The organism is Streptomyces sp. NPDC058373 (genome assembly GCF_042723275.1).
Taxonomy (GTDB): Bacteria; Actinomycetota; Actinomycetes; order Streptomycetales; family Streptomycetaceae; genus Streptomyces.
The window spans coordinates 103,118-127,884 of record NZ_JBHXJE010000006.1; the positions used below are offsets into that span (position 1 = coordinate 103,118).

Annotated in this window: 25 protein-coding genes, 1 tRNA gene and 2 pseudogenes; 13 read left to right on the plus strand and 15 right to left on the minus strand. The window is 73.9% G+C overall.

The window, feature by feature from the left end:
• Positions 1-16: 16 nt before the first annotated feature.
• Entirely contained in the window at positions 17-481 is a 465-nt protein-coding gene (locus ACFWMZ_RS06305) for a GatB/YqeY domain-containing protein (protein WP_383181433.1), read from the minus strand.
• A 76-nt stretch (positions 482-557) separates the two neighbouring features.
• Here ACFWMZ_RS06305 and ACFWMZ_RS06310 point away from each other — a divergent pair, with 76 nt between their 5' ends.
• The 4 genes from ACFWMZ_RS06310 (at position 558) to ACFWMZ_RS06325 (ending at position 4,810) form a co-directional block, all read left to right on the plus strand.
• Entirely contained in the window at positions 558-1,487 is a 930-nt protein-coding gene (locus tag ACFWMZ_RS06310; RefSeq protein ID WP_383181430.1) for a metallophosphoesterase, read from the plus strand.
• A 239-nt stretch (positions 1,488-1,726) separates the two neighbouring features.
• A tRNA-Pro gene (locus ACFWMZ_RS06315) sits at positions 1,727-1,800 on the plus strand.
• Between the two features lie 1,103 nt (positions 1,801-2,903).
• Complete coding sequence (locus ACFWMZ_RS06320) at positions 2,904-3,413, plus strand: ATP-binding cassette domain-containing protein (protein WP_383199811.1); 510 nt, start codon at positions 2,904-2,906, stop codon at positions 3,411-3,413.
• Positions 3,414-3,418: 5 nt separating this feature from the next.
• Positions 3,419-4,810 carry an ABC transporter permease gene (locus tag ACFWMZ_RS06325; protein ID WP_383199762.1) on the plus strand — a complete coding sequence of 464 codons (1,392 nt, stop codon included), beginning with the start codon at positions 3,419-3,421 and terminating at the stop codon, positions 4,808-4,810.
• On the opposite strand, the gene ACFWMZ_RS06330 is transcribed toward ACFWMZ_RS06325, so the two are convergent.
• On the minus strand, positions 4,807-5,817 hold the full coding sequence (locus ACFWMZ_RS06330) for a helix-turn-helix transcriptional regulator (protein WP_383181427.1): 1,011 nt from the start codon (positions 5,815-5,817) through the stop codon (positions 4,807-4,809). The two genes, ACFWMZ_RS06325 and ACFWMZ_RS06330, sit on opposite strands and share 4 nt — an antisense overlap.
• Before the next feature lie 154 nt (positions 5,818-5,971).
• Here ACFWMZ_RS06330 and ACFWMZ_RS06335 point away from each other — a divergent pair, with 154 nt between their 5' ends.
• Both ACFWMZ_RS06335 and ACFWMZ_RS06340 read left to right on the plus strand, forming a co-directional pair.
• Positions 5,972-6,556 carry a DinB family protein gene (locus ACFWMZ_RS06335; RefSeq protein ID WP_383199764.1) on the plus strand — a complete coding sequence of 195 codons (585 nt, stop codon included), beginning with the start codon at positions 5,972-5,974 and terminating at the stop codon, positions 6,554-6,556.
• Positions 6,557-6,696: 140 nt separating this feature from the next.
• Entirely contained in the window at positions 6,697-7,806 is a 1,110-nt protein-coding gene (locus ACFWMZ_RS06340; protein WP_383199765.1) for a winged helix DNA-binding domain-containing protein, read from the plus strand.
• Positions 7,807-7,852: 46 nt separating this feature from the next.
• Here ACFWMZ_RS06340 and ACFWMZ_RS06345 read toward each other — a convergent pair whose 3' ends face one another.
• From ACFWMZ_RS06345 to ACFWMZ_RS06370, 6 genes are all read right to left on the minus strand, one after another.
• Entirely contained in the window at positions 7,853-8,617 is a 765-nt protein-coding gene (locus ACFWMZ_RS06345; protein ID WP_383199767.1) for a glycosyltransferase, read from the minus strand.
• A 43-nt stretch (positions 8,618-8,660) separates the two neighbouring features.
• Positions 8,661-9,263: a DUF1707 domain-containing protein gene (locus tag ACFWMZ_RS06350; RefSeq protein WP_383199769.1), complete on the minus strand. Its 603-nt coding sequence runs from the start codon at positions 9,261-9,263 to the stop codon at positions 8,661-8,663.
• 10 nt (positions 9,264-9,273) lie between these two features.
• Positions 9,274-9,861 carry a hypothetical protein gene (locus tag ACFWMZ_RS06355; protein WP_383181412.1) on the minus strand — a complete coding sequence of 196 codons (588 nt, stop codon included), beginning with the start codon at positions 9,859-9,861 and terminating at the stop codon, positions 9,274-9,276.
• 143 nt (positions 9,862-10,004) lie between these two features.
• Positions 10,005-10,508: a nuclear transport factor 2 family protein gene (locus ACFWMZ_RS06360; protein ID WP_383181409.1), complete on the minus strand. Its 504-nt coding sequence runs from the start codon at positions 10,506-10,508 to the stop codon at positions 10,005-10,007.
• 130 nt (positions 10,509-10,638) lie between these two features.
• Entirely contained in the window at positions 10,639-11,640 is a 1,002-nt protein-coding gene (locus ACFWMZ_RS06365; protein ID WP_383181407.1) for an alpha/beta fold hydrolase, read from the minus strand.
• Positions 11,641-11,908: 268 nt separating this feature from the next.
• Positions 11,909-13,963, minus strand: a complete 2,055-nt coding sequence (locus tag ACFWMZ_RS06370) for a BTAD domain-containing putative transcriptional regulator (RefSeq protein WP_383199771.1) — start codon at positions 13,961-13,963, stop codon at positions 11,909-11,911.
• 204 nt (positions 13,964-14,167) lie between these two features.
• On the opposite strand from ACFWMZ_RS06370, the gene ACFWMZ_RS06375 reads away from it, so the two are divergent.
• Together ACFWMZ_RS06375 and ACFWMZ_RS06380 are read left to right on the plus strand one after the other, a co-directional pair.
• Positions 14,168-15,073, plus strand: a complete 906-nt coding sequence (locus tag ACFWMZ_RS06375; protein ID WP_383181404.1) for an alpha/beta fold hydrolase — start codon at positions 14,168-14,170, stop codon at positions 15,071-15,073.
• Between the two features lie 211 nt (positions 15,074-15,284).
• Positions 15,285-15,725 (plus strand): SRPBCC family protein, encoded by a 441-nt coding sequence (locus ACFWMZ_RS06380; protein WP_383181401.1) that lies wholly within the window; start codon positions 15,285-15,287, stop codon positions 15,723-15,725.
• A gap of 40 nt (positions 15,726-15,765) precedes the next feature.
• On the opposite strand, the gene ACFWMZ_RS06385 is transcribed toward ACFWMZ_RS06380, so the two are convergent.
• The gene (locus ACFWMZ_RS06385; RefSeq protein ID WP_383199773.1) at positions 15,766-16,632 is read right to left on the minus strand and encodes an alpha/beta fold hydrolase; all 867 of its coding nucleotides are present in this window, start codon (positions 16,630-16,632) and stop codon (positions 15,766-15,768) included.
• 88 nt (positions 16,633-16,720) lie between these two features.
• On the opposite strand from ACFWMZ_RS06385, the gene ACFWMZ_RS06390 reads away from it, so the two are divergent.
• Complete coding sequence (locus ACFWMZ_RS06390) at positions 16,721-17,224, plus strand: MarR family winged helix-turn-helix transcriptional regulator (protein ID WP_383181395.1); 504 nt, start codon at positions 16,721-16,723, stop codon at positions 17,222-17,224.
• Positions 17,225-17,386: 162 nt separating this feature from the next.
• On the opposite strand, the gene ACFWMZ_RS06395 is transcribed toward ACFWMZ_RS06390, so the two are convergent.
• Positions 17,387-17,599, minus strand: a complete 213-nt coding sequence (locus ACFWMZ_RS06395; protein WP_383181392.1) for a hypothetical protein — start codon at positions 17,597-17,599, stop codon at positions 17,387-17,389.
• 162 nt (positions 17,600-17,761) lie between these two features.
• Between ACFWMZ_RS06395 and ACFWMZ_RS06400 the strand changes: the two genes are divergently transcribed.
• Positions 17,762-18,562 carry a hypothetical protein gene (locus tag ACFWMZ_RS06400; RefSeq protein WP_383181389.1) on the plus strand — a complete coding sequence of 267 codons (801 nt, stop codon included), beginning with the start codon at positions 17,762-17,764 and terminating at the stop codon, positions 18,560-18,562.
• A gap of 29 nt (positions 18,563-18,591) precedes the next feature.
• Here the strand turns inward: ACFWMZ_RS06400 and ACFWMZ_RS06405 are convergent, their stop codons facing one another.
• Complete coding sequence (locus ACFWMZ_RS06405) at positions 18,592-19,854, minus strand: aromatic acid exporter family protein (protein WP_383181386.1); 1,263 nt, start codon at positions 19,852-19,854, stop codon at positions 18,592-18,594.
• 258 nt (positions 19,855-20,112) lie between these two features.
• A pseudogene (locus tag ACFWMZ_RS06410) lies at positions 20,113-20,364 on the minus strand (hypothetical protein); the annotation flags it as partial.
• Here ACFWMZ_RS06410 and ACFWMZ_RS06415 point away from each other — a divergent pair.
• A pseudogene (locus ACFWMZ_RS06415) lies at positions 20,326-20,442 on the plus strand (DUF664 domain-containing protein); the annotation flags it as partial. The pseudogenes ACFWMZ_RS06410 and ACFWMZ_RS06415 overlap by 39 nt on opposite strands.
• Positions 20,443-20,696: 254 nt before the next feature.
• Here ACFWMZ_RS06415 and gdhA read toward each other — a convergent pair.
• From gdhA to ACFWMZ_RS06430, 3 genes are all read right to left on the minus strand, one after another.
• The gene (gene gdhA / locus ACFWMZ_RS06420; RefSeq protein ID WP_383181383.1) at positions 20,697-22,052 is read right to left on the minus strand and encodes an NADP-specific glutamate dehydrogenase; all 1,356 of its coding nucleotides are present in this window, start codon (positions 22,050-22,052) and stop codon (positions 20,697-20,699) included.
• Positions 22,053-22,391: 339 nt separating this feature from the next.
• A complete protein-coding gene (locus ACFWMZ_RS06425; protein ID WP_383181380.1) occupies positions 22,392-22,610 on the minus strand; it encodes a DUF397 domain-containing protein in 219 nt (72 codons plus the stop codon).
• Complete coding sequence (locus tag ACFWMZ_RS06430; RefSeq protein WP_383181377.1) at positions 22,610-23,482, minus strand: helix-turn-helix domain-containing protein; 873 nt, start codon at positions 23,480-23,482, stop codon at positions 22,610-22,612. Before ACFWMZ_RS06430 ends, ACFWMZ_RS06425 begins: the two co-directional genes overlap by 1 nt.
• A gap of 340 nt (positions 23,483-23,822) precedes the next feature.
• On the opposite strand from ACFWMZ_RS06430, the gene ACFWMZ_RS06435 reads away from it, so the two are divergent.
• Positions 23,823-24,161 (plus strand): hypothetical protein, encoded by a 339-nt coding sequence (locus tag ACFWMZ_RS06435; protein ID WP_383199775.1) that lies wholly within the window; start codon positions 23,823-23,825, stop codon positions 24,159-24,161.
• Positions 24,158-24,553 carry a DUF6415 family natural product biosynthesis protein gene (locus tag ACFWMZ_RS06440; protein WP_383181371.1) on the plus strand — a complete coding sequence of 132 codons (396 nt, stop codon included), beginning with the start codon at positions 24,158-24,160 and terminating at the stop codon, positions 24,551-24,553. Before ACFWMZ_RS06435 ends, ACFWMZ_RS06440 begins: the two co-directional genes overlap by 4 nt.
• Positions 24,554-24,767: the final 214 nt, after the last annotated feature.

Sequence of the window (24,767 nt, forward strand, 5' to 3'; positions counted from 1 at the left end):
AGGTGCTCCGCGGCGCTCAGCCCGCGAGCTGCCGCTTCACCAGCGCCGAGACCCGGCCGCCCTCGGCTCGGCCGGCCACCTTCGGGTTCACGATCTTCATGACCTGGCCCATCGCCCGCGGTCCCTCGGCCCCGGCCGCGCGCGCCTCCTCGACGGCCTGCGCGACGATCTGGCCCAGCTCCTCGTCGGAGAGCTGCTTCGGCAGGTACTCGGCGAGCAGCTCGCCCTCGGCCCGCTCCCGCTCGGCCTGCTCGGTGCGGCCGGCCTGGGCGAAGGCGTCCGCGGCCTCGCGGCGCTTCTTCGCCTCCTTGGCGATCACCTTCTGCACCTCGTCGTCGGAGAGCTCGCGCGCCTGCTTGCCCGCGACCTCCTCCTTGGTGATCGCGGCCAGCGTCAGCCGCAACGTGGCCGAACGCAGCTCGGCGCGGTCGCGAATCGCCGCGGTGAGGTCTTCCTGGAGCCTGGACTTGAGCGTGGTCATGACGTCAGTGTCTCAGGTGCGCCACCAGGGCCGCCCGCGGATTTCCCCGGCCCCCGCCGTCTGCGACGATGAGCCCATGCGCGCGCGATACGGAGTACCCCTGGGAATCACGGCGGCCGCGGCTGCCGGACTCGCCTACTCGGCCGGGTTCGAGGCCCGCTCCTTCCGGCTCCGCCGGGTCACGATCCCCGTCCTCCCCCGAGGCATGCGCCCCCTGCGCGTCCTCCAGGTCTCCGACATCCACATGGTCTCCGGCCAGCGCAAGAAGCGCGCCTGGCTCCAGTCCCTGGCGGGCCTGCGCCCCGACTTCGTGATCAACACCGGCGACAACCTCTCCGACCCCGAGGGTGTCCCCGAGGTCCTCGACGCGCTCGGCCCGCTGATGGAGTTCCCCGGCGCCTACGTCTTCGGCTCCAACGACTACTACGGCCCCCGCCTGCGCAACCCCGGCCGCTACCTGGTCGAGAAGCTCCAGGGCCGCCACGGCCTCAACGGCAACGAGCCCGTCTCCGGCGCCGTCCACAACCCGTGGGAGGGCATGCGCGACGCCTTCGACGAGGCCGGCTGGCTCAACCTCACCAACACCCGCGGCGCCCTCAAGATCGACGGCCACACCATCGGCCTCACCGGCCTCGACGACCCGCACATCAAGCGCGACCGCTACGCACGCGTCGCAGGCGGCCCGGCCCCGTCCGACGACTTCTCCCTCGCCGTCGTCCACGCCCCCTACCTGCGCACCCTGGACGCCTTCACCTCCGACGGCTACCCCCTGATCCTGGCGGGCCACACCCACGGCGGCCAGCTCTGCATCCCCTTCTACGGCGCCCTCGTCACCAACTGCGACCTGGACACCGACCGCGTCAAGGGCCTCTCCACCCACACCGAGGACGGCCGCACCTCCTACCTCCACGTCTCCGCGGGCTGCGGCACCAACCGGTATACGCCGGTCAGGTTCGCGTGCCCGCCTGAGGCGAACTTGCTGACGTTGACGGAGCGGGAGGGGTGAGGCTGAGGGGGTGGGGTCGGCTGCGTGCCCGCCCTGGTTCTGTGGCAGGAGGGCCGAGCCGCGGAGGCGTGCCCGCGGGCGCGCCGGGAGCCGGGCAGGGGCCCCGGCGATGTCGCGGCTGGGGCGGCTGACCGACTGACGCTGACCGTGGGCCACCACCCGGCCACCCCTGAGAACCGGATTTCGCCTCTGGACCGCAGTCCGCTAAAGTAACGGTGTCGCCGCGACGCGGACGACATCGGGGTGTAGCGCAGCTTGGCAGCGCGCTTCGTTCGGGACGAAGAGGTCGTGGGTTCAAATCCCGCCACCCCGACAGCCAGAAGTACCAGGTCAGGGGCCTGATCCGCAGTGCGGGTCGGGCCCCTGACTCGTTTCCCTTGCCTCTGGGAGCCGTTTAGCGGGCCACCTCCGGAAGCCAGCCCCCGAGGACTCACGGCTGCCTCGCCCGCTGAGAAGTGTCAGTGCCGATGCCAGCCTGCTCGTGTGCCTGTTCAGACCCTCACGTTGAGCGTCCTGACCGCATCGCCCGGCGACAGTACGGGCTGTGGCTCCGGCGACCCCTCTTTGGGCACCAGCCGGGCACCGCCGGCGTGAACAGCCACCAGGCTGCAGAGGGCTCAGGCGGAGACCACCCCTTGGGGAACGCGCACCTGTGTGCGTGGCTATCGCTCCCAGCTTCGGGATACCGCTCTGGCCCCAGCGCGACCTGAATGGCCGTCTTGGGCCAGTTCTCAAAGACGGCACACCGCTGCGGCCCTGGAGTCGGGCGCCGGCCTTGCCATCGGCCCTCCCGCCGTGCCCGGACGCCGTCTCGGCAACCCGGCGCCCTGCGGGAATGTTCCGCCTCACCACCTTCGGGTGAAGGGTTCGAGTGTTCGATCACTTTTCGGAGCCGCGTGCGTACTCTCCATGATTGATCATTTCCACTCTTCATTGCGGAGGCAACGATGCGTAGGACAACAGTGGCCGTGCTGGCCGCTGGACTCCTTCACGGGGGCGGGGAGTGCTGTGGCGGACGCGTGGCGCAGCAATGCCTGAGCTGAGGAGCAAGGGAGTCATCTTCAAGGACGGCAAATACACGATGTACCCCAAGTTCACCAAGCATGGCGGCTTCGGGTTCAAGGGAAGCTGGTGGACGCCAGCGCCTCCGGCGGCCACAACGTCCACGTGCAGGCGAGGGTCGAGGGTTACAGCTGGAGACGCTTCAACGGGCAGCAGAGGAAGACCGTCACGCTCCAGAAGGAGGTGTACGACGGCGCTGCCCTGTACGTGAGCAACGCCTGGATCCGGGCTTGCCGGGATCGGGGATCGCTGCGGCCCGACAACTGCACGCGGACTCTGCACTACACCCGATAAGTCCTTCCGCCACCAGGTGGACGGCTGGTGGGCGTCGCTCGCTCACCAGCCGAGAAAGAGCTGTCCTCTGTCCCCGCATCCTGTCCCTGTGCTCCGCGCCGAAGCGGTTGTGTCGATCTCACGCTCATGCCGGGTGAAGTCGTGGCAATCACCGGTAGCAGCGGGTCCGGGAAGAGCTCCCTGCTGCACTGTTTGGCCGGGGTTCTGGCGCCATCGGCCGGCTCGGTGAGTTTCGAAGGGCGGCGGTACGGCTCGCTCGGGGACGAGGAGTTGTCCGCGCTGCGACGCGAGCGCTTCGTCGCACGTGCCTTGGTTCACCAGCCGACCGTCGTCTTCGCCGACGAACCCACCGGCGCCCTCGACTCCGTCAACGCCGCGACCGTGCTCGACGAGTTCCTCACGCTCGCCAGGGACCGCGGTACCGCCGTGCTGCTCGTCACGCACGACGAAGGGGTCGCCTCCCACGCGGACCGGCGTTACGTCATGTGCGACGGCCGCATCAGCCTCGGCCGGGGTGTTCCCGCGCCCGCCGTGGGTGAGCCCGAGCCCGCTCCCCGGAGCGCCTCTTGAATCCCTTGGCTGCGTACGCCGCCGGGCGGCGGCACGCCAGGGAGGCCGCCCTGCGTCCGCTCGCCGTACGCCGTCAGGCCCGGCCCGCCAAACCTCGACGCTGGCTTGCGGCGCTGCTGGTCCTGCCGGGGCTGGGAATCGTCACCGCGTACTGCGTGCTCGGGGCTCTCGGGGTCCACGTCGAGCCGAGCGCGCTCACCTCTTTCCTGGTGCCTGCCGGTGCCCTGCTGACCGGGGCGGGGCTCGTGCTCGCGCTGCCGCCGGTCACTGCCTGGCTGGCCGCGCGGGTCGCCGCCAGCACCCAGCGGCTGCCGCTCACCTTGGCGATGCGGCACCACGAGACGACACCGGGCGCCGCCCTCCGCGTCGTCAGCGGACTCGTCCTCCTGGTCTACGCGGCCTCCCTCACCCAGGGCGTGCTGGTCGAGCTCGACCAGGTGAGCCGCCGGACAGCGCCGAGCCAGGAGTACGAGGGGCCGTACGAGGGGGTGACGGCCGAGCAGCGGGCGGCGATGGCGAAGGTGGAAGGGGTGTCGGGGCAGGCGATCTCGGCTGACCTGGCGTCGAGCCAGGGGGCGCTTCTGGTGGCCACGTGCGCGCAGTTGGAGAAGTTCGTCCGGCCCGGAAGCATGCGGGGATGCGTGGGCGGTCGGCCGCTCGCCCTGCGCGACCCAGATGTCCCGGCGGATGAGCTGAGGACGCCTGGATCGAAGCATCCGATCGTGTTGCGGGATGAGACCGGGCGGGCGGTGGCGACCGCACGGTTCACCGCCCCGGAGGAGACCGTCACCTTCAGCGTCGCGCAGCCGTCCGCTCTGACCTCTGCCGTGCTGCTCGTGCCGCCGAAGGCCCTGCCCCCGGGCCTCCACCCCACCGGCGCCCACCTCCTCCTCAGCGGCGCCCCCGACCCCGAAGCGGTCCGCGCCGTGCTGGACCGGCTCGCCGGGATCGCGCCCGCGGCGCAGATCGACCCGGTCGGCATCGTCATCGAGTCGCTCAGCCAACTCGGCGTGATCAAGGGGCTGCTGGGGACCGGGATGGTGCTCGGCCTGGTCATCGGTGTGGCCGCCTTCCTGGTCTCGGCGGCCGACCGGGCCATGGACCGGCGGCGCAGGACGGCGACCCTCACCTTGCTAGGCATGCGGCCCCGTACCCTCCGGGCCGCGCACTGCGCCCAGGTGCTGCTGCCGCTCGCCGTCGGGATCGGTGGGGCGCTCGTCGCCGGACGGCTGGCCGAGTCCAGTTACCTGGTCACGGGGGGCGGGGCCGTGTTCTGGGACGGCGAGGGGTTGCCGCTGTCGCTGCTCAGCGGGCTCGGGGTGCTGGCCGTCGCCGGGCTGGCCTCCCTGCCGATGGCGCGGCGGCATCTCGACCCCGAGTTGCTGCGGCGGGACTAGGAGGTGTCGCCGAGGGTGCTCCGGGCCGCCGCCTCCCCGTACCGCCTCCCCAGCCGCGCGAACGCCTCCCCCAGCTCCGCCGGCCCCACGAGTTCGAACTCCGCGTCGAAGCGGCCGATGAGGGCGGCGAGGCTGGGCCAGGACCAGGAGCCCAGGGTGAGGTGGCAGCGGTCGGGGCCGAGTTCCCGGACGATGCCGTCGTGGACGTGGCCGGAGACCTCGGTGGCGGGCAGGTGGAGGACTACCTCGCCCTGGCAGGGCCAGGCGGGGGTGCCGTCGGGGTGGAGGGCGCCGCGGAAGCGCGTGGCGACGTAGGCGGCCACGTCGCCGCCGGGGAGTTGGCGCGGGGTGAAGCGCGGGCCGGTCGGGGTGCGCGGGGTGAGGCGGTCGGCGCGGAAGGTGCGCCAGTCGTCGCGGTCGAGGTCCCAGGCGACGAGGTACCAGCGGCCGCCCCAGGTGACGAGGTGGTGGGGCTCGACCCGGCGGGGCGGGGGCGACGCGGGCCCCGGGGCGGGTTCGGGGGCACGGTAGTCGAAGCGGAGGGTGTCGTGGGCGCGAATGGTGGTGCTGAGGGTCATGAGGACCGCGCTGTCGACCTGCGGGGTGAGGGGGGTGCTCGGACGGTCGACCGCGGTGATCTGGAGGGCGTCGATCCGGTGGCGCAGCCGGGCGGGCATGACCTGGCGGACGGTGGTCAGGGCGCGGGTCGCGGCCTCCTCGATGCCCGCGCCGGTGGCGGCGGCGGTCTGGAGGGCGACGGCGAGGGCGACGGCCTGGTCGTCGTCGAAGAGGAGCGGCGGCAGTTCCGTACCGGCACCGAGGCGGTACCCGCCGTCGGGGCCCTTGGCGGCGGCGATGGGGTAGCCGAGGTCGCGCAGGCGGTCGACGTCGCGGCGTACGGTGCGCGGGCTGACCTCCAGGCGTTCGGCCAGGAGCGCGCCCGGCCAGTCGCGGCGGGCCTGGAGCAGGGAGAGCAGGGCCAGCAGCCGCGCCGAGGTTTTCTGCATGGCTCCCATGGTGCCGCGAGTAGCGGCCACACCCTGGCCTTTTCTGCTGGGACGGTGGTCCTGTGCCCGCCCGGCGAACGGCGCGAGCACAGCATCACGGCGGAGCCGGCCTCCGTCGGCACACCCGGACACCACCCCGAAGGAGGCGGCCCCTGTGGCTGCGACCACCACGACCCACGCCCGCACCCCGCTCGACGCCGAGCGCGCCGACCTGATCGACACCTTGGCGGCCGTACGCGGGGCGATGACCGCCACGGTGGCCGGGGTGAGCGACGCGCAGGCCGGGGAGCGGCCGACGGTCAGCGCGCTCTGCCTGGGCGGGCTGATCAAGCACGTCACCGCCGTGGAGGAGATGTGGTCGCGCTTCATGGTCGAGGGGGCGTCGGCGATGCCGTTCGACCTGCCGGCCGGCGTCACCTGGGCCGACATCGCGGCCGGCACAGCCCGCGAACTCCCCCGCTGGATGACCGAGCGGGAGGACGAGTTCCGGATGCTGCCGGGCGAGACGGTGGCGGGGGTCGTCAAGCGGTACGAGGAGGTGGCCGCGCGTACCGACGAGGCCATCGCCTCCGTACCGGACCTGTCGGCCACGCATGCGCTGCCGGACGTGCCGTGGCAGGAGCCGGGCGAGGTGCGCAGCGCGCGCCGGGTGATCGCGCACATCATCGCCGAGACGGCGCAGCACGCCGGGCACGCGGACATCCTCCGCGAGACGCTCGACGGGCGGACGGGCAGCTGACGCCGCCGTCCGACGGCCGGTCCGCCCGGGGCGGGGCCGCTTCGGGAGGCGATCATCGAGGGAAGGGCGGGCCGGAGCATGAAGAGGTACGAGGTCGTCGGGCGGCTCGGCGGCAGGGGCCACGGCGGCGGGGTGCGCCGATGACCGTGCTCTCCGCCCGCGCGCTCAACCGGGCGACTCTGGCACGGCAGTCGCTGCTCGACCGTGCCGACATGCCCGCCCTCGACGCCGTCGCCCACCTGGGCGGGCTTCAGGCCCAGGAGCCGCAGGAACCGTACGTCGGGCTCTTCTCCCGGCTGCGCGCCTTCGATCCGGTGGAGCTCTCGGAGCTGCTGACCGGGCGCCAGGTGGTCCGCACCCACCTCATGCGCCGCACCGTCCACCTCGTCACCGCCGACGACGCGCTGGCCTGGCGCGCCCGGCACGAGGCGATGCTGCGCAAGCGCGTCCTCGGCGTCTACCGCGCCGAACTCGCCGGCGTCGACCTGGAGGAACTGGCCGAGGCGGGCCGGGCGGTCATGGCCGACGGCCGCCCGCGCACCATGGCCGAGGTGGCGCGGGAACTCGCCGACCGCTGGCCGGAGCCGGGGAAGCGGGCGCTGGGCGAGATGGTGGTGGCCGCGCTCGTCCCGATGGTGCAGCTCCCGCCGCGCGGGCTGTGGCGCCGGAAAGCGGGCGTACGCAACGTTCCACTCACCACCTGGCTCGGCCGCGACCTCGCCCCGCCGCCGGAGCCGGGCGGCGCCGATCCGGCCGGGGAGGCCCTGGTACGCCGCTACCTGGCCGCGTACGGCCCGGCCGCCTCCGCCGACCTGCGCGCCTGGTGCGGCCTGGCCGGGCTGCCGTCGGCCGTCGCCGCCGTCCGCGACGAACTGGTCGCCTTCCGGGACGAACGCGGCCGCCTCCTCCTCGACCTCCCCGACGCTCCCCGCCCCGACCCCGACACCCCGGCCCCGGCCCGCTTCCTCCCCGCCTTCGACAACGCCGTCCTCGGCTACCACGACCGCACCCGCATCATCGACGACGCCCACCGCGGGCTGTCGGTGGCGGGGGCGCGGGTGGTGCTGGTGGACGGGCGGGTGCGGGGAACGTGGGAGGTGGCGGACGGGGGCGAGGTGACGGTGAGTCCGCTGGGGCGGTTGTCGCGGGGCGAGGTGGACGAGGTGGTGGAGGAGGGGCGGGGGGTGGCGTTGTTCTTGTCGGAGGGGGAGCGCCAGGAAGTGCGGATCGCCTCGGCTGCCGACAGGTGACCGCCGCGGCGGTCCACGGCGCAGGCGGCCGGCGGCGCCCTCGGCCTCAGCTCTCGGCACTCCACGCCGGGGCGGCCGCCAGCAGTGCGGCTCTCTCCCGGACCATGGCGATCTGCATGCCTCTGCCCGCGAAGGCAGCGGCATGCCGGGAGTGCTGGCCCGAGTGGCGGCGGTAGCGGAGGGTGGGCTGCTCGATGAGAACGCCCTCGGTGAGGGCGGAGGCGGCCAGCAGAAGTCCCGTGTCCTCCATGCCCTGGAGGGCGGACCACCCGCCGAGGGTGAGCAGCAGCGGGCGGCGCCACATGATCCCGGCCGGGTGAACGGGCAGGCGGGGGGCTTCCCCGGGCGCCTGCCAGGCCGACAGGACGGCGCCTCGAGGGAGGACGCCGGGCGGCAGGGGCAGGGGAGGGTCCACCAGTCGGCCGTCGGGCATGAGGTCGCGGGCGCGGCCCACGGCGTAGCCGGCCCGCCGGTGGTGGGTGAGGGCCGCCGCGAGGGCGGTGAGGGCGCCAGGTTCGAGGGCGTCGTCCGCGTCCATGTTCTGGACGAAGGGGGCGGTGGCGCGGCCCAGCCCGATGTTGCGGGTGACGGCGGGCCCCTCCTTGGTTCCGTGCGCCGCGATCTTCACGCGCGGGTCGGCCGCGGCGCCGCACGATTCCAGGGCAGCCGTCACGGAGGCGGGTTCGCCGTCTATCTGGACCAGCCAGCTCCAGCCAGGATGCGTCTGGCTGAGCAGGGAGTGCCAGGCGGCGGCCAGGAACGGGGCGTACGAGGAGTGCACCGGCGTCAGCACGTCGACGCACGCCCCCACTCCAGCCTCCCCTTTCCCCGCCCTCCCTCTCCGGCTGCCCCTCCTACTGCCCCTTCTCCAGCCTCCGCCGCTCCAGAAAGTTCGGGTGGCGGACCGTGATGCCCGCCATGCCGCCGGTGCCCGTGATGCGGAGGAGGGGGGTTCCGGGGGTGCGGGTTGCGGGGTGGGTGGTTTTGTCGCGGAGGCCGCCTATGCCGGGGTCGACGGCGTCGGTGTCGACGGTCCAGCCTTCCGGGACGACGACGGTCACGCCGGCCATCTCGCCGTAGGCCTCGATCTCGATCTCGGGGAGGCGGCACTGGACGCGGGTGAAGTCGATGCGGACGCCGCCCATGCCGCCGTGGGCGGTGATCCGGGCGGGGACCTTCCAGCCGCCGGTGCGGGTGGCGCCGTGCATGCCGCCCTTGAGGACCAGGGGCGGGGCGGGGGTCAGGGCCGCCGGGACGGGGAGGTCCGCGGTGAGGGGGGCGAGGTCGCCGTAGGTCTTGGCGGTGAGGGCGCGGCTTACGCGGTCCTCCAGTTCGTCGAGGTCGAGGCGGCCGTCGCCCGCGGCTTCGCGGAGCCGTTCCACGACGGCGTCGCGCTCCTCGTAGGAGGCGCGGAGCTGGTCTCGGGGGACTGGGGTGTTCGAGGCGTCGGCCGTCATGGACCGCATCCTACGGACTGGGGTTCGAGGGGGCGACGCTCTTCCGGCGACGCCCGTGGTCACCGCCGCCGGGGGCCGCGGCGAGGGCCCAGATGATGAAGACGTCCAGGGCGATCACGATGACCGACCAGACGGGCTGGTAGGGGAGGAAGAGGAACTGGGCGACGAGGCTCAGCGCGGCGAAGAGGATGCCGGGCAGCCGGGCCCAGCGGGCGCGCCGGAGGATGCCCGCGCCGGTGGCGGCGACGGCCACGCCCAGGACGAGGTGGATGACGCCCCAGCCGGTGAGGCTGACCCGGTACGTGTAGTCGGCGACGTCCTCGTAGAAGGGGTCGCCGACCAGGCCCGCGATGCCCTGGAGCGCAGCCAGGACGCCCTGGCAGAGCATCAGGACGCCCGCGAAGACCAGGCCCTCGGTACGCCAGGCGCCGCGCGGGCCGGGAGCGGGCGCCGGGGCCGAGGGGCCGTCGAGGCGCTGCCAGGGCTCGTCCTCCTGCTCCAGACCGGCCACGCCGCTGCCGAACTGGGGCGGGGCGGGCGGTACGGGGCGCGGCTGGTCGGGGTCGCTGTGGGCGCCGGGGTCGGGCGGGGCGGGCATGGGGTGGCTCCTCGGCAGGGGCGGGGCCCGGGGCCTGCGGGTCCTGAGCGGGTCCTGTCCTGTGAGCCTTCGGGGTGGCGGGGCCGGGCACGATCTGGCGGGGGCCGTTGGGATGACGCCCGCCGCCGCTGAGCCCCGCTCCCCTACTTCTCGGGCTTCTCGGGCTCGGGCTTCTCGGGCTTCTCGGGCACGAGCCCCGCTTCCACCAGCCCCCGCAGGACCGCCTGGCCGAGCGCCTGGACGGCGGAGTGGGGGCGGACCATGACGGTGATCTCCTTGATCAGGCCCGCCTCGTCGAAGTGGAGCAGGTCCATGCCGTGGATCTCCTTGCCGTCCACGGTCGCGCGGAACAGCAGGACGTCCGCCGGGGAGGCCGGCGCTTCGGGGTCACGGCTGGTGGCCGCCTCGCCCGTGAAGGAGCCGATGTAGCGGAACTCCTCGAAGGTGCGGACGAGGACGCCGAGGAGCCCGAGCACCATCTCCTCGCCGTCGAACGGCTTGAAGGAGACCGGGCTGTACAGGCGGACGTCCGGGCGGAACAGCGGGGCGAAGCCCGTCAGGTCGCCGGTGGTGGTCGCGGTCTCGACGGCGGCGCGGAATCGGGCGGCGGTGGCGGAGGCGAGGGTGGAGGCGGCGGGGTCGGACACGGTGGCTCCTGTCGGCAGGCCCGCGCGGTGCGCGAGGGAGGGTTGCGGGCGTCCCGCGCCGCCCTGGACGCGGGTCGCCCGCATTCTTCGGGACGGGCCGTGCCGGGGACAAGGGCCGGCCGGCGCGCCCTCAGCCGGGCAACCCGTCGAGCCAGGTGGTCAGCAGGCGGTTCACCTCGGCGGGGCGTTCCTGCTGGAGCCAGTGGCCGGTGCCGTCGAGCAGGTGGGAGGCGACCAGCCCCGGCAGGGTGCGGGGGTAGGCGTCGATGGCGTCGGAGAGCCAGGTGGTGGAGGCGTCCAGGGCCCCGCCGAGGAAGAGGGAGGGCTGGGTGATCGGCGCCCCGTCGTACTCGGCGAGCTCCTCCCAGTCGCGGTCCATGTTCCGGTAGCGGTTGAGGCCGCCGGTCAGGCCGGTGCGCTCGAACTCGCCCGCGTAGAAGTCCAGGTCGTCCTCGGTGAGCCAGGCGGGCAGGGGGCCGGACGGGAAGCGGTCGCGCAGGGCGCCGCCCCGGGTGACGAAGTGCGGGTCCGGGGCGGCGGGGCCGGGCATGGTGTCGGCGGAGAGGGCGGCGTAGATCCCGCTGATCCAGCCGCGTACGTCGGGCTCGATCTCGGCCTCGGCGCGGCCCGGCTCCTGGAAGTAGGAGACGTAGAACTCGTCGCCCCGGCCCATCTTCGCGAACAGCTCGCTGGGGCGTGGCCCGCCGTGCGGCTCGTACGGGACGCTCAGGAGGGCGACGGCGCGGAAGACGTCCGGCCTGGTCAGGGCCGCGTCGGCGGCGATGCGCGAACCCCAGTCGTGGCCGACGACGACGGCGGTGCGTTCGCCGAGGGCGTGGACGACGGCGACGCTGTCGGCGACCAGCTCGGTCATGCGGTACGCGGCCGGGTCGGCGGGCCTGGAGGAACGGCCGTAGCCGCGTACGTCGATGGCGACGGCGCGGTATCCGGCGGCGGCCAGGGCCGGGAGCTGATGGCGCCAGGAGTACCAGGACTCGGGGAAGCCGTGCAGGAGCAGGACGAGGGGCCCGCTGCCCTGCTCGACGAGGTGGGTCCGGCCCGCCGGGGTGGCGACGGTGCGGTGGACGGGGGCGGCGGGCCGGGTGCCGGTGGCCTGGTCGGTGGTTTCCACGGGTCCTCCAGAGTGGGCGGCGCGGACGCGGTGCGGCGGGGTGGGACGCGAAGGGGGACAGCCCCGGTCCCCGCCCACGATCATGCGAGCCCGCCCGGCTTGGCCACCACCTTTGTTGCCGGTCCGGCAACCCGCCAGTCGGCCCGCCGCCGAGCCGGCCGATGTTTCACGTGAAACATCGGCACCGTCGACGCGGTGTCGGCCCTCGCCCGGCACGCTCCAGCCCTGTCACGTGCCCCGCGCCGGAGACCTGGGCCGCGCGTACGCCTCACGCGCCCCCGACCGCACCCGCCTCCGCCAGGTACCCCGCGACCGGCCCGAAGGCCAGCAAACCGCTCGCCGCGCCGGCCTGTCGGCCACGGGCCGGGGCGAGTTCGGCGGCCGCGCGGGCGGCGACGCGGGGCTCGCCGGTGCGGGCGGCCGCGCGGGCGAGGAGGCACCACATCGCCTCCGCCATGTGGTCGTGGGGCGGGCGGGGCGCGGTGCGCAGCGCCTCGCGGGCCTCGTCGGGGCGGTCCGCGCCGAGCAGGAGGAGGGGGCGCACCCAAGGGGCGTACGGGCCCCAGTCGGCCCCGGTGAAAGGCTCGGGCTCCGGGAGCGCGCCCGACCGTACGACCGGCGCCAGGCGGGTCAGCGCGGGCAGGCCCGTGGCGAAGCCGGGCATGCCGCAGCCGGCGAGCAGGGCGACGGCCTCGGCGTACGCGGTCTCCGCGGCGGCGGGGTCGGAGGGGTCGGCGAGGGTGGTGCGCAGGGCCCGGTACCAGGTGGTGAAGACCCGGGCCAGCGGGCGTTCGTAACGGTCGGCCAGCCGGTCGACGGCGGTGGCCTGGAGGTCGGCACCGGCCAGGTCGCCCAGCCCGGCGAGGGCCTGGACGCGGATCAGGCGGCCCAGCACCTCGGGGCCGACCAGGCCGTGGGCGCGGGCCAGTTCCACCAGTTCGGCGCCGACGGCGTCCCGGCGGGCGGCCAGGCCGCAGCGGGAGAAGCTCTGCAGGAAGGTGCCGTTGAGGGCGAAGGCGAGGAGCGCGGCGTCGTGGAGGCGGCGGGCGGCCGCCTCGGCCTCGGCGGCGGCCTGGGCGGCCCGGCGCCGCCAGGGCTCGCGGGCGGGCGGGGCAGCCGCGCGCTCCACGGCGCCCTCGGCCAGGGCGTCGCCGCGGGACTCCACGGCGACGGAGGCGAGCAGGCGGGCCCGTACCGTCTCGGGGGCGTCCCCGGGCAGCCGGGCCAGGACGCGTTCGGCTGCCTTCACCACCGCGCGGGCGGCGTCGGCGTCGTCCACCCGGGACCAGACGGCGGGGACGTCGTAGACGCCGATGACCCGGGCGGCCAGCTCCGCGTCCCCGGTGCGTTCGGCCGCCGCCACCGCCGCCGCGCGGTGCTGCCGGGCCGCGCCCAGCCCGCCCGCGCCGGTGACGGCCAGCTCGCGCAGCAGGCCCGCGGTCGCCTCCAGCCGGGCGGGCGAACGGGCCGGGACCGCGCCCTCGTAGGCGGCGGCCGCCCTGCTCCACACCTCGTCGCCGGTGACCGGTGCCACCGCTTCGGGGTGGTCGGCCTGGAGCAGCACCTCCCGCTCCAGCCGGGCCAGGCCGGGGCCCGGGTCGGCGCCGAGCTGGTCGGCGAGGACCTGGCGGGCGCGGCGCAGCACGGTGAGCGCGTCGCCCTGGCGGCCGGAGCGGTGGAGCGCGGTCGCCAGGAGCTGCCAGCCGTCCTCGCGCCAAGGATGCTCGGCCACGTGCGCGTCGAGGTCCCAGACGGCCTCGCGGGCGGCGCCGGAGCGGATCAGCGCGTCGGCCCGGCGCTCGACGGCGTGCAGGCGCAGTTCGGTGAGCCGGGCACGGTCGGCGCTCGCCCACGGGGCCGCGGGGAAGTCGGCGTAGGCGGGCCCGCGCCAGGTGGCGAGGGCGGCGTCGAGCACGGGGGCCGCCTCGGCCGGGGCGAGCGCGGCGGCCCGCGCCACCTCGGCCTCGAACCGCCAGGCGTCGACGGCGCCGGGTCCGGGCCGCAGGACGTAACCGGGGCCCTCGGTCGCCAGGAGGCGGGACGGGGCGCGGGGGCGGCGGCCGGGCTCGACGGCGCGGCGTACCTCGGCGACGAAGGTGCGTACGGCGCCGACCGCACCCGGGGGCGGCTCCTCCCACAGGTCCGCGACCAGCCGGTCCACGGGCACCACCCGGCGCCGGGCGACCAGCAGGCGGGCCACCACCTCCCGGTGGCGCGGCCCGCCGAGGCGTACGGGCCGGCCCTGGCCGTCCTCGCACCCGACGGGACCCAGTACCGCGAACCGCACCGCCTCGCCCGCCTCCGCCGCTTCTGTGGGGCTCATCCGCCGGTCCTTCCTCCCGCGAGGCGCGCCAGGACCGGCCGCGCCCCGGCCCGTACGCGCCTCGGTACGCCCGCCCGCCGCGCACTCATCCGTTGCTGATCCGGCGCCCGGAGGCTGGAGGTGTTCCCGGTCGGGGCCGCTTCGCCCCGCCTCCGCTCCCCCGCACCAGACCGTGGCCACCCTGCCACGAGAGACGGACCCGCCATGACCTCCCGCACCGCGCGCCACCCCGACCTGACCGACCTGCCCGGCTTCACCTCCCGGCGCGTCGAGGTGGACGACGGGGTCCGCCTGGACGTGGCCGTCGGCGGCAGTGGCGCCCCCGTCGTCCTGCTGCACGGCTTTCCGCAGACCCGGCTGATGTGGCGGCACGTCGCGGCCGACCTCGCCGCCGACCACACCGTGCTCTGCCCGGACCTGCGCGGTTACGGCGCCAGCGACAAGCCGGCCGAGACCGGGCCCGACGTCTACGCCAAGCGCACCATGGCCCGCGACGTCGTCCGGCTCGCCGCCGCGCTCGGCCACGAGCGGTTCGCCCTCGCCGGGCACGACCGGGGCGCGCTGGTCGCCTTCCGCGCCGCCCTCGACCACCCGGAGGCGGTCAGCCGGGTCGCCCTGCTCGACATCCTGCCCACCCTCGACATGTGGGGGTCGCTGCGCGGCACCTCGGCCGCCGTCGGCTTCCACCTGTACCTGATGGCGCAAGCCCCTGGCCTGCCCGAACGCCTGATCTCGGGCAGCGCCGACGCCTTCTTCGGCCACTTCCTGGACGTCTGGACGCGGGACCCGGCCGCCCTGCCGCCCGAGGTGCGCGCCGCCTACCTGGACGCCTCGGCCGCCGCCGTCCCGTCGATCGTCGCCGACTACCGCGCCACCGCCGGGATCGACGTCGCGCACGACACCGCCGACCTGGACGCCCGGAACACCCTCCGCGTCCCCGCCACCGTCCTCCAGCAGGACTGGGGTGCCGCGCTCGGCTACGACGCCGAGGCACTGTGGCGGGCCTGGGCCCCCGACCTGCGCCACCGCACCGTGGGATGCGGGCACTTCATGGCGGAGGAGGACCCGGGGCTGGTCGCGGAGGAGATCCGGAGGCTCTTCGCGCGGTGAGGGCGCTGGAGGGGGGCCGGAGGCGGACGGGTCCGCCCGGCCCCGCCCCCGTTCGGGTGAACCGGGGCCCGCACGCCTCCGCCTCGCCGGCGGCCGGGTTAGACACGACGGCAGCGGGTCGCCGCGCCGGGCCGGCCCCGTTCTCGGGCACCCGCCAGGGGCCCGCCGCGATGTCCCGCCCCGCCTGTGCCCCGGCCCTCAGGAGATGCCCGTGCCGATCGAGCCCCCGCAGCACCAGCGCGTCGAAGCCCGCGCCGACCGCACCATGGACCGCCCGGCCGGAGCCGTCTGGCGCGAGATCGCCGACTTCCCCGCCCTCGCCGCCTGGCACCCGGCCATCGCCTCCAGCGCCCCCCACCCCGACGGCCCGCACCTGCGCGCCCTGGTCACCACCGACGGCACCGAGATCACCGAGGAACTCCTCCTCGACGACGGCGCCCGCATGACCCAGGAGTACGCCTTCACGGCCCACCCCTTCCCGGTCACCGACTACCGCGCCCGCATCGCGGTACGCCCCGAGGGCGACGCCCGCTGCTCGGTCACCTGGACGGCGACCTTCAGCCCCCTGGAGGGCGACGGGTCCGAGCAGCGCGCCCAGTTCGAGGAGGGCGTCTTCGCGCCGGGGCTGGAGGCGCTGGCGGAGCGGGGGTAGTACGCGGCCGGGAACCCGTCCGTGAAGGCGTACGGGCCGGTCACCGTGGCGAGTCGCCGGCCCCGGCCTCCGCCAGGAAGGCGTCCACCGCCCGGACGAACTCCCCCGGCCGTTCCATCGGCGCGAAGTGCCCGGCGTCCGGGAAGGTGACCGTGCGGCCGCGAGGGGCGGTCTCGGCCACGTGGCGGGCCTGGGCGGTGAGTTCGGGGGCGTCGAGGGCGCCGTTCACCGCGAGGACGGGCACCGTCAGCTCGGCGGTGCGGACGGGAAGGCCGGCGACGGGGACGTGGTGATCGGTCTCGTCCGGGGTGTGCTTGCCGAGCGTACGCATCCCGGAGGCGCGGATGCGGGCCAGCAACTCCTGGTCCACGTCGGCCGGTTCGCGCTCCGGGCCCACGGCCCAGTACGAGAAGTACTCGGCCCACGCGGCGAGGTCCCCGGCGGCGAGGGCGGCCCCTTGCCGGGCGGCGTTCTCCCGCGCCCAGGGCGTGCGCAGGTCGGCGTTCTGGCCGGTGCCGCCCGCGCTGACGACGAGGGCGCGGACCAGGCCGGGGTGTTCGAGGGTGGTGGAGACGGCGATGTCGGCGCCCATCGAGCAGCCGATCAGCACGGCGGGGCCGGTGCCGAGGTGGTGGAGGAGGGCGGCGAGGTCGTCGGCCTGTCGGAAGGGGCGCGTGGCGTTGGCGGAGGCGCCGTGGCCGCGCGCGTCCGGCGCGACGACCCGGTACCGGTCGGCCAGCAGCGGCACGACCTCGCTCCACAGGGTGTGGTCGGTCCAGGCCGGGTGGAGCAGGACCACGGTGGCGGCGTCGGGTCCGGCGCCGGAACCTGTGTCGAGGTAGGCCAGGTCGCCGTCGCCGGAGGGGAAGAGCGCGGGAGGGCCGTCGAGGGACGTGTATCGCGTCATGACAACCAAGGTGTCATGACGCCGTGACTTTGACAACTAGGTTGCCACTTTCCCCTCTGTCGCGACCCCCCGGTGCCACCATGGCCAGGTGACCGACACCCCCCGCCCCACCGCCACCGACCCCCTGCCGCCCGAGCAGCTCGCCGACCGCCTGATGGAGGTCTTCGCCCTGGTCGGACCCTTGTACCGGCGCGTCCAGCGCAAGATCGAGCAGGACAACGCCGCCCAGGGCGTCTCGGTCGGCGTCCGCGCCGTCCTCGACCTGCTGCACACCCACGGCGACCTCACCGTCCCGCGGATGGGACGGCTCCAGTCCCTCAGCCGCCAGTTCGTCCAGCGCATGACCAACGACGCGGCGGCCCAGGGCTGGGTCGCCACCGTCCCGAACCCGGCCCACCAGCGCTCCCCCTTGATCCACCTCACCGACACCGGCCGCGCCACCATCGAGGCCATCACCACCCGCGAGAAGGCGATGCTGGCGGAGATCCCCGGCGGCATCACGGCGGCGGAGGTGGACACGTGCCTGCGAGTGCTGGGGCGGATGGTGGCGGGGTTCGCGGAGGTGGAGCAGGGCGGCGCGGGCACGGGCTGAGCCGATCGGCCCGCCCCGGCCGGCCCAGCCGCCCAGCGCCTCCCACGGCAGGGCCGCCCAGCCGTACGCCCCGGGGCGCCTCGCCGACGGCCCCGGGGCCGGGCAGGCGGAAGAGACCGCCGCTCACCGGGCCTCACCCACCCGCGCGCGGCTCACGCACACTCAATCCTTCGCCTGCTCCAGGGCCTTGACGGCGCGCTCGTAGAAGTCCGGCGAGACGAGATAGGCCCGTCGCCGCCCGCGCACCGTGAGCGCGCTGCGCGTACCGCGCTCCAACGCGTCCTCGATGAGGCGGGTGAGGAGACGTCGCGTGTGCGTGAGCGGCACTTCCTGGACACCGTCGGGCGCGGTCTTCACCTGCGGGTCTGCCGTCATGGTCAGAGTCTAAGCCGTGGCCATAGTTTTCACATTTACCTTTGTTGCCAAACTTTAAAGTTGACGCCATATTAGGACATGGCAGCCACTGCGTCCCGCGCTCGGCCGCCGATGCCAGGAGTCGGCGCTCCGCCGACCTGCCCGCACGGAAGAAGTGCCGCGATGCCCAGCGACGACCAGCAGAACCCCCGCCCCGGCAGCGTCCCGAACGCCTTCGGCAACGCCCTCGCCTGGCGGTGGACCCGAGAGATGCCACCCCGCCTCAAGGGGGGTTTCCTCACGGCGCTCTACGCGTTACGCGCCATGGCCGCCCCCTCCGGCGAGCTTCGCTTCGCGGGCGACCGGACACCCCTGCGCATCCAGGATCTGGCCCGCGCCGCCGGTTGCCGGGAGCAGGACGTACGCCGCTACCTCGATGCCGCCATCCTCGCGGGCGTCCTCACCTCCGACGGCCCCCGCAAGCGCGGCCGGGCGACCCTCTACCGCCTCGTCGTCACCCCCTGGCCGGACTGGCAGGCGGCCCTCGACCACGTCGCCGCCACGGCCCGGCCACGGAACCCGTTCCCCCGCCCCGCAGCGGCCGACCGCACGGGCCACGACGGCCCGAACCCGACCGATGGCGCGTTCGGCCCACCCCGAGCCGAACCGGAGATGCCGGCAGATCGGGCCGCCGTGGCCCCCCGGAGTTCGGGCCCCACCGGCTCGACGGGTTCGGGCCGCAGCGGTCCGGACACCCCAGGGGTCACCCAGGAGGAGACCCACGAGATGGCGGCTGTTCGTCCTCAGCCACCGCAGCCCCCGGGCCCGCGAGCGAGTACGCCCCGCCCGGCACCGGCGGAGCCCGAAGCGCTCCCGCGCTGCGCCACCTGCCCCGTCCCCCTCCTCCGCCCCGGCCGCACCCACTGCCACGGCTGCGAGCAGCGCCTGACCGCGCCGTCAGGCCCCCGGCGGCGAGACGCGTGACGCCCTCCCGGCCGTCGGCCGCTGAGCGCTCACCCCGGCTCCCCCAGATGCAGCCGCCTGCGCGCCCCCTGCCGCGCCCCGCGCCACTTCTTCCACAGCCAGCGCTGGGCCCGGGCCAGCCGTGGATAGCGCTCGCGCTGGCGGCGGGCGGAGCGGTCGAGTTCCTCGGCGAGGCGCATCGAGCGCCTCTCCACGTCGAGTTCGTCCAGGACGCGGTCGATGTCGGTGAGCAGGGCGCCGTGCAGCTGCCACTGGCGGGGGTGTTCCTGGACGTGTTCGAGGAGGAGCCGGGCGACGTGTTCGCGGCTGGTGCGGGCCGCCGACAACTCGGTGAGCAGGAAGGTCTCGGCCTCGTCGGCGTCCTTGCTGACCTGGGCGGTGATCAGGGTGGCGAAGCTGTCGATGGCACCGGCCGTGTTGATGAAGACGTCCTGGAGCGCGGTGGCCGTCTCCTCCGGGAAGAGCGTCTCGTCGGGGCGTTTGCGGGCAAGGTCGGTGAGGGTGCGGGCGGTCACCCGCAGCACCACCGCGATGATCTCCAGCGTGTCCAGACCGGTGCGCAGCACGACCCGGGAGAGCAGCCCCTCCCGTACGCGCGGGTTGAAGCGGAGGCTGTCCACCGCGCGGTCCAGGGACTCGTCCACCTCGGAGATGTCGTGGTTGAGGTCGCGCGCCTCGTGGAGCCGGGCGGCGGCGCGCTCGACCGGGGTCTGGCCCGCCACCTCCTCCCCGATGTCGATCAGCAGGTCCCGCATCCGCGCGGCCAGCTCCTCGATCGACTCGCTCGCCGAGGAGACCCAGACCGGCGGGACGAAGACGAAGTTGAAGAGCAGGCCGACCCCGGCGCCCACCAGGGTCTCCAGGACGCGGGAGAGGGCCAGGTCGGTGGCGTGTGAGACGCCGAGGACGAGCATGGCGGAGATCGCCACCTCGCGGACGAACTCCTCGACCCGCACCAGGTGCCCCAAGGCCAGCGCCGAGATGATCAGCAGCCCCAGACTCCACCAGCTCAGCCCCACCAGCGCGCTGAACCCGACCGCGATCAGCACCCCCGCCACCACCGCGTTCACCCGGCGGACGCCACTGGTGAGGGTGGCGAAGAGGGTCACCTGGACGACGAGCAGGGCGGTCAGCGGGGCGAGCAGCGGCGGCGGCCTGTCCCCCAGCAGCCACACCGCCACCACGTAGGCGAAGGTCGCCGCGGCGGCGGACCGGACCGTCTGCACGATGGTCGGGTCCTTGCGCCACTTGTCGAGTGCCGCCACAGGTTTGTAGGAGGTGAGAGGGCGCATCCCGTACGTCTTCCCGCCCCAGGCCGCCCCGAGCTTCGGCCAGTCGGGTGGAGCGGGGGTGCGCGGCCCGGCGCGGGGTGCCCACCTCGGCCCGCCCGTACGTGACGGGGGTTGAGCGCCCGGCTCAGATCTTCCGATGCCCAGGGTGTTCTCGCCCGGCAGGAGGCAGGAGGCCGGAGCCGATGGCCGCCAGCCAGCGGGGTTCCGGAGCTTGGTCAGGGGGCCGCGTTCGCCGTCGGTCAGCGCCCGCCACGGCCCGGCCGCCACTTCGTCGGTGCGGCGCTCGGCCTCGGCGCGCAGCGCCCGGCCCGCCTCGGTGGCCGCGCCGGACGCGTCGACCAGGCCGCGTGCCGCCAGCCGCGCCCGGGCCGCCTCCCACTCCGCCGGGCTCCACCCGCGGCTCGCGAACACCTCGACCGGGGCGGCGCCCACCGCCGCGAAGGAGACCAGCGCCTCGACCGGGTCGAGCCCGGCCAGGACGCCGTCGCGATCCGCGAACTGATGGTCCACCGCATCGACGAGTACGCCCGCCACTGCGGCCACGCCGACCTCCTGCGGGAGTGCGTCGACGGGCGGGTGGGGCAGTAGCGGGCGCGCTCAGCTTGGCGTGGGGCGGGCGCGGCGACGGCGGGGGCGCTGCTCCGCGCCCTCGTCCTGCTGCGCCGCCGCAACCACACCACCGAGAACGCCGACGGCCTCCGCACGGAGGAGGAGCACCGCCGATACGCCCACGCCGCCCGGCTTCACGTACCGCATGCCGTTCGCCGACGGCTCGTTCGGGGGCGGCCCGGGCCCCCGGCGGCACTGACCGGCCGGGCACGGGGGCGGGCGGCGAACGCCCTCTAGATGACCCCCTGCTCCACCATCGCCCCCGCCACCCGCTCGAACCCGGCGATGTTGGCGCCCGCCACGTAATCGCCGGGGGCGCCGTAGCGTTCGGCGGTCTCGTGGCAGGTGTCGTGGATGGCGGTCATGATGGCGGCCAGTTCGTCCTCGACGCGGGCGGCGGGCCAGGTCGTGCGGGCGTGGTTCTGGCTCATCTCCAGGGCGCTGACCGCGACGCCGCCGGCGTTGGCGGCCTTGCCGGGGCCGAAGGCGACGCCGGCCTGCTGGAGGAGGTGGACGGCCTCCGGGGTGGTGGGCATGTTGGCGCCCTCGGAGACGGCCTTGACGCCGTTGCGGATCAGAGTGGCGGCGTCGGCCTCGGTCAGTTCGTTCTGGGTGGCGGAGGGGAGGGCGACGTCGGCGGGGACCTCCCAGACGCTGCCGCCGGGGACGAAGCGGGCGGAGGCGCCGCGCCGCTCGGCGTAGTCGGCGACGCGGCCGCGCTCGACCTCCTTGATCTGCTGGAGCAGTTCGAGGTCGATGCCCTTCTCGTCCACCACGTAGCCGCTGGAGTCGGAGCAGGTCAGGGCGTTGGCGCCGAGGGCGGTGAGCTTCTCGATGGTGTAGAGGGCGACGTTGCCGGAGCCGGAGACGACGGCGGTCTGGCCCTCCAGGTCCTCGCCGCGCTCGCGGAGCATGGCGGCGGTGAACAGGACGTTGCCGTAGCCGGTGGCCTCGGGCCGGATCGCGGAGCCGCCCCAGAGCGCGCCCTTGCCGGTGAGGACGCCGGCCTCCCAGCGGTTGGTGATGCGGCGGTACTGGCCGAAGAGGTACCCGATCTCGCGGGCGCCGACGCCGATGTCCCCGGCGGGCACGTCGGTGTGCTCACCGATGTGGCGCGCCAGCTCGGTCATGAAGGACTGGCAGAACCGCATGACCTCGGCGTCCGAGCGGCCGTGCGGGTCGAAGTCGCTGCCGCCCTTGCCGCCGCCGATGCCGAGCCCGGTCAGCGCGTTCTTGAAGATCTGCTCGAAGCCGAGGAACTTCACGATGCCGAGGTTGACCGACGGGTGGAAGCGCAGCCCGCCCTTGTACGGGCCGAGCGCGCTGTTGAACTCGATCCGGAACCCGCGGTTGACGTGGACGCGCCCCCGGTCGTCCTGCCACGGCACCCGGAAGATGATCTGCCGCTCCGGCTCGACCAGCCGCTCGACCAGCCCGGGCTCGGCGTACTCGGGCCGGGCCGCCAGCACCGGGGCGAGGCTCTCCAGCACCTCCCGGACGGCCTGGTGGAACTCCGGCTCGGCCGGATTGCGGCGCTCGGTCTCGGCGAGGAGCGAGGCGAGCTGGTCCTTGGTGTCGTTACGGGTCACCGGGGGTCCCTTCTGGCGCGGGGGCCGGTCACGGGGACCGGGCCAAGGTCGCCGGGCGCGGGGGACGAGCGCCGCCGGTACCGGCACGCGCGCGCACCGGTACGCCCGGTGGGGTGCGCTCGGCGCCGTTGCCTCGCACAGTGCTGGGGTCGCCGTCCGCGGAAGGACAGAGACCCACTTCGACCCTAAGTGTTACGGGTGGGTTAACAACCTGACCAGACCACCCCCTCTTTTGACCACCCTCTGAGACGCAGATCCACACATTACGCCCATTAATGCACCCCGGGCATGCGAACGAACCGGCCCGGGCGCTTCCCCGGACCGGCTCGTCGCCGCAGATCAGACGGACTCGCCGCCCTCCTTTACCGCACCGAGGAAGGCATGCCAGGCAGGCGCCGGGAAGACGAACGCGCCGCGCTGGCGGTCCTTGGTGTCGCGGATGGCCATCTGCCCGCAGTCCAGAACAGCACCCTCAACGCACTCGCCACCCTGCCCGTTGCTGTAGCTCGACGTGAACCAGCGGGCATCGGACAGCGTGGCGGGCGTGGTCGTGCGCATCAGAACTCCTTGATTGCTTCTTTGATCATGTCGAGGGACTCCTGTGGCCCCACGGCAAGTATCTGGAGGTCGGTGAAGGCTTCTTCATACTGAGCAACGTCCGCCCGCCTACGCATGACAGAAGCGCCGACCAAGTTCTCCAGGTAGACGATGGGAGGCGCGTCCTCGAACTTCAGCAGGGTGAACGCACCGTCCATCCCGGCGTGGATGCCCGCCTTGAACGGCACAACTTGCACGCGGACCGTGGGCTGACTCGCCATCGCAACCAGGTGTTCTATCTGGGCGCGCATGACAGCGGGACCACCGACCTGGCGGCGAAGAACCGACTCATTGATGATCGCGGCAAACTTCAGAGGCTGACTGGGACGGCGCATCGCTTCCTGTCGCGTCATGCGCACGTCCACCATGCGATCGATCTCGTCGCCCGGGAGCACATCGGACGACAGCTGATGAACGGCTCGGGCGTATCCCTCAGCCTGGAGCAGACCAGGGACGAACTCATTCTGATAGGTCTGCAACGCCTCCGCCGTAGCCTCCAACCCCAAGTACGCCTTGAAGGTCGGAGAGATAGCGGGCCGGTACTCCGGTGACTGCCACCAGTCCTTCTTGGTCTTGGTCACCGCTGCATAGCCGACGAGGACTTCGCGGATCTCCGGGGGTGCCCCGTATATCTCGCAGAGCGCCATCACGTCGGCCGGCTCCACGACGGCGTTCTCGCCCGTCTCCAGCCGGGTCAGCTTGGAAGGGCTACAGATCAGCTTGCGGACGACCTGCGTAGAGGTCAGTCCTGCGGCAGCGCGTAACTTCCGCAGCTCCCGGCCGAGTTGAAGACGGCAAAGAGCTGGTGTCGCACTCTCCACGTCCGTGATCATTTTCGCGCCTCCCAGTGGGCATAACCCAGTGTGACCGAGAAAGTCACGCCACCACAAGGAGCTTTCTGCCCACGAGCAGAAGGCTCCACCCGGGAGCACGGCGCGTCCGATTCGAGTCGACGCATCACGCAGAAACACGCTCGCAGAATTCCACTGTCGCACTTCCGGGGCAGCGATGCCGCTGTCACGATTACTACCAGTTGCCAACTCGGCGCACAGGGCGATGAAGGAAGACGAGCCATCCAGACGTGCGCACCTCCCCAAGCTTGCAGGTCAGGAGCGTCACATGACAGATCTCGAACGCGTGATCCCGGAAACCCCAGAGCGCGTCACGCTTGACATGGCACGCGCTGCCGCCGACGAAGCGCTGTCGCTCCAGCTCGGCACCACGACGCGTGTCCAGATCGAGGCCATGACCACCAGGCTCATCGGCCACATCGAGTCGGCCCTGGCCGAGCTTCCCCGCGACGCCCCCGGCAAGCCCGCACCGACGCAGAAGGAAGCGGCGGCCCTGCTGGCGGCGGCCCGCACCGGTGGGGCGCTCGCCCACTCCGCGTATCACGCGATGCGTGATCTCGCCTTCGTCCTGCGGCACTTGGCCAGTCGGTGCGAGAAGGAACGGGCGGCTGCCGGAACGTCCGGCGCCGGGGTTCCGCCCGGCTCCCTGACGCACGGATGATCCTGTTCGTCATCGAGGCCCCGTCACCGCGGCTGGACGAGGGCGATCTCGCGCGTATCGCTGACCGCCTGCGGCAACTGCGGCCACTCGACTCGATCCTGGACGACATCGGCGACGTGATCGCCGACCAGGCCCCACCGACCGCCGAGGCCCCGGAGCTGGCCGAGCGGCTGCGCGGCGACCTCGTGCGGCTGGAGAACGTCGCGGTGGCTGCCAGCGATCGGGACCCGCAGGTGGCCAGCCTCGTCAGGCAGGCCCGCACGCTGCGCGCCACCAACCTGCCGACCACCGCCCGCCCCGCGACCGTCGCCCACCTGCGACGGCTGGCCGGGGTCGCCGAGGCGCTCCTGGAACGGCTGGCCGAGACCGGAACCCTGCGCGCCTGCGCGTGAGAGGCCGCACCGGCTCCGCGCTTCCCTCTCCCCCTCGTGAAGGAGTCACCATGTCCACCCTCCGCAGCCACCTGGAATGGAAGGCCGAACAGATCCTCGGCCAGCTCCGGGACGGCTACTCGCTCGCCCGGCTGAGCGCCGTCTACGAGGTGCCGGAAGAGCACCTGGCCGCCCGCGTCCCGGAGTGGCGCCAGAGGTACGCGCCCCCGGGAGC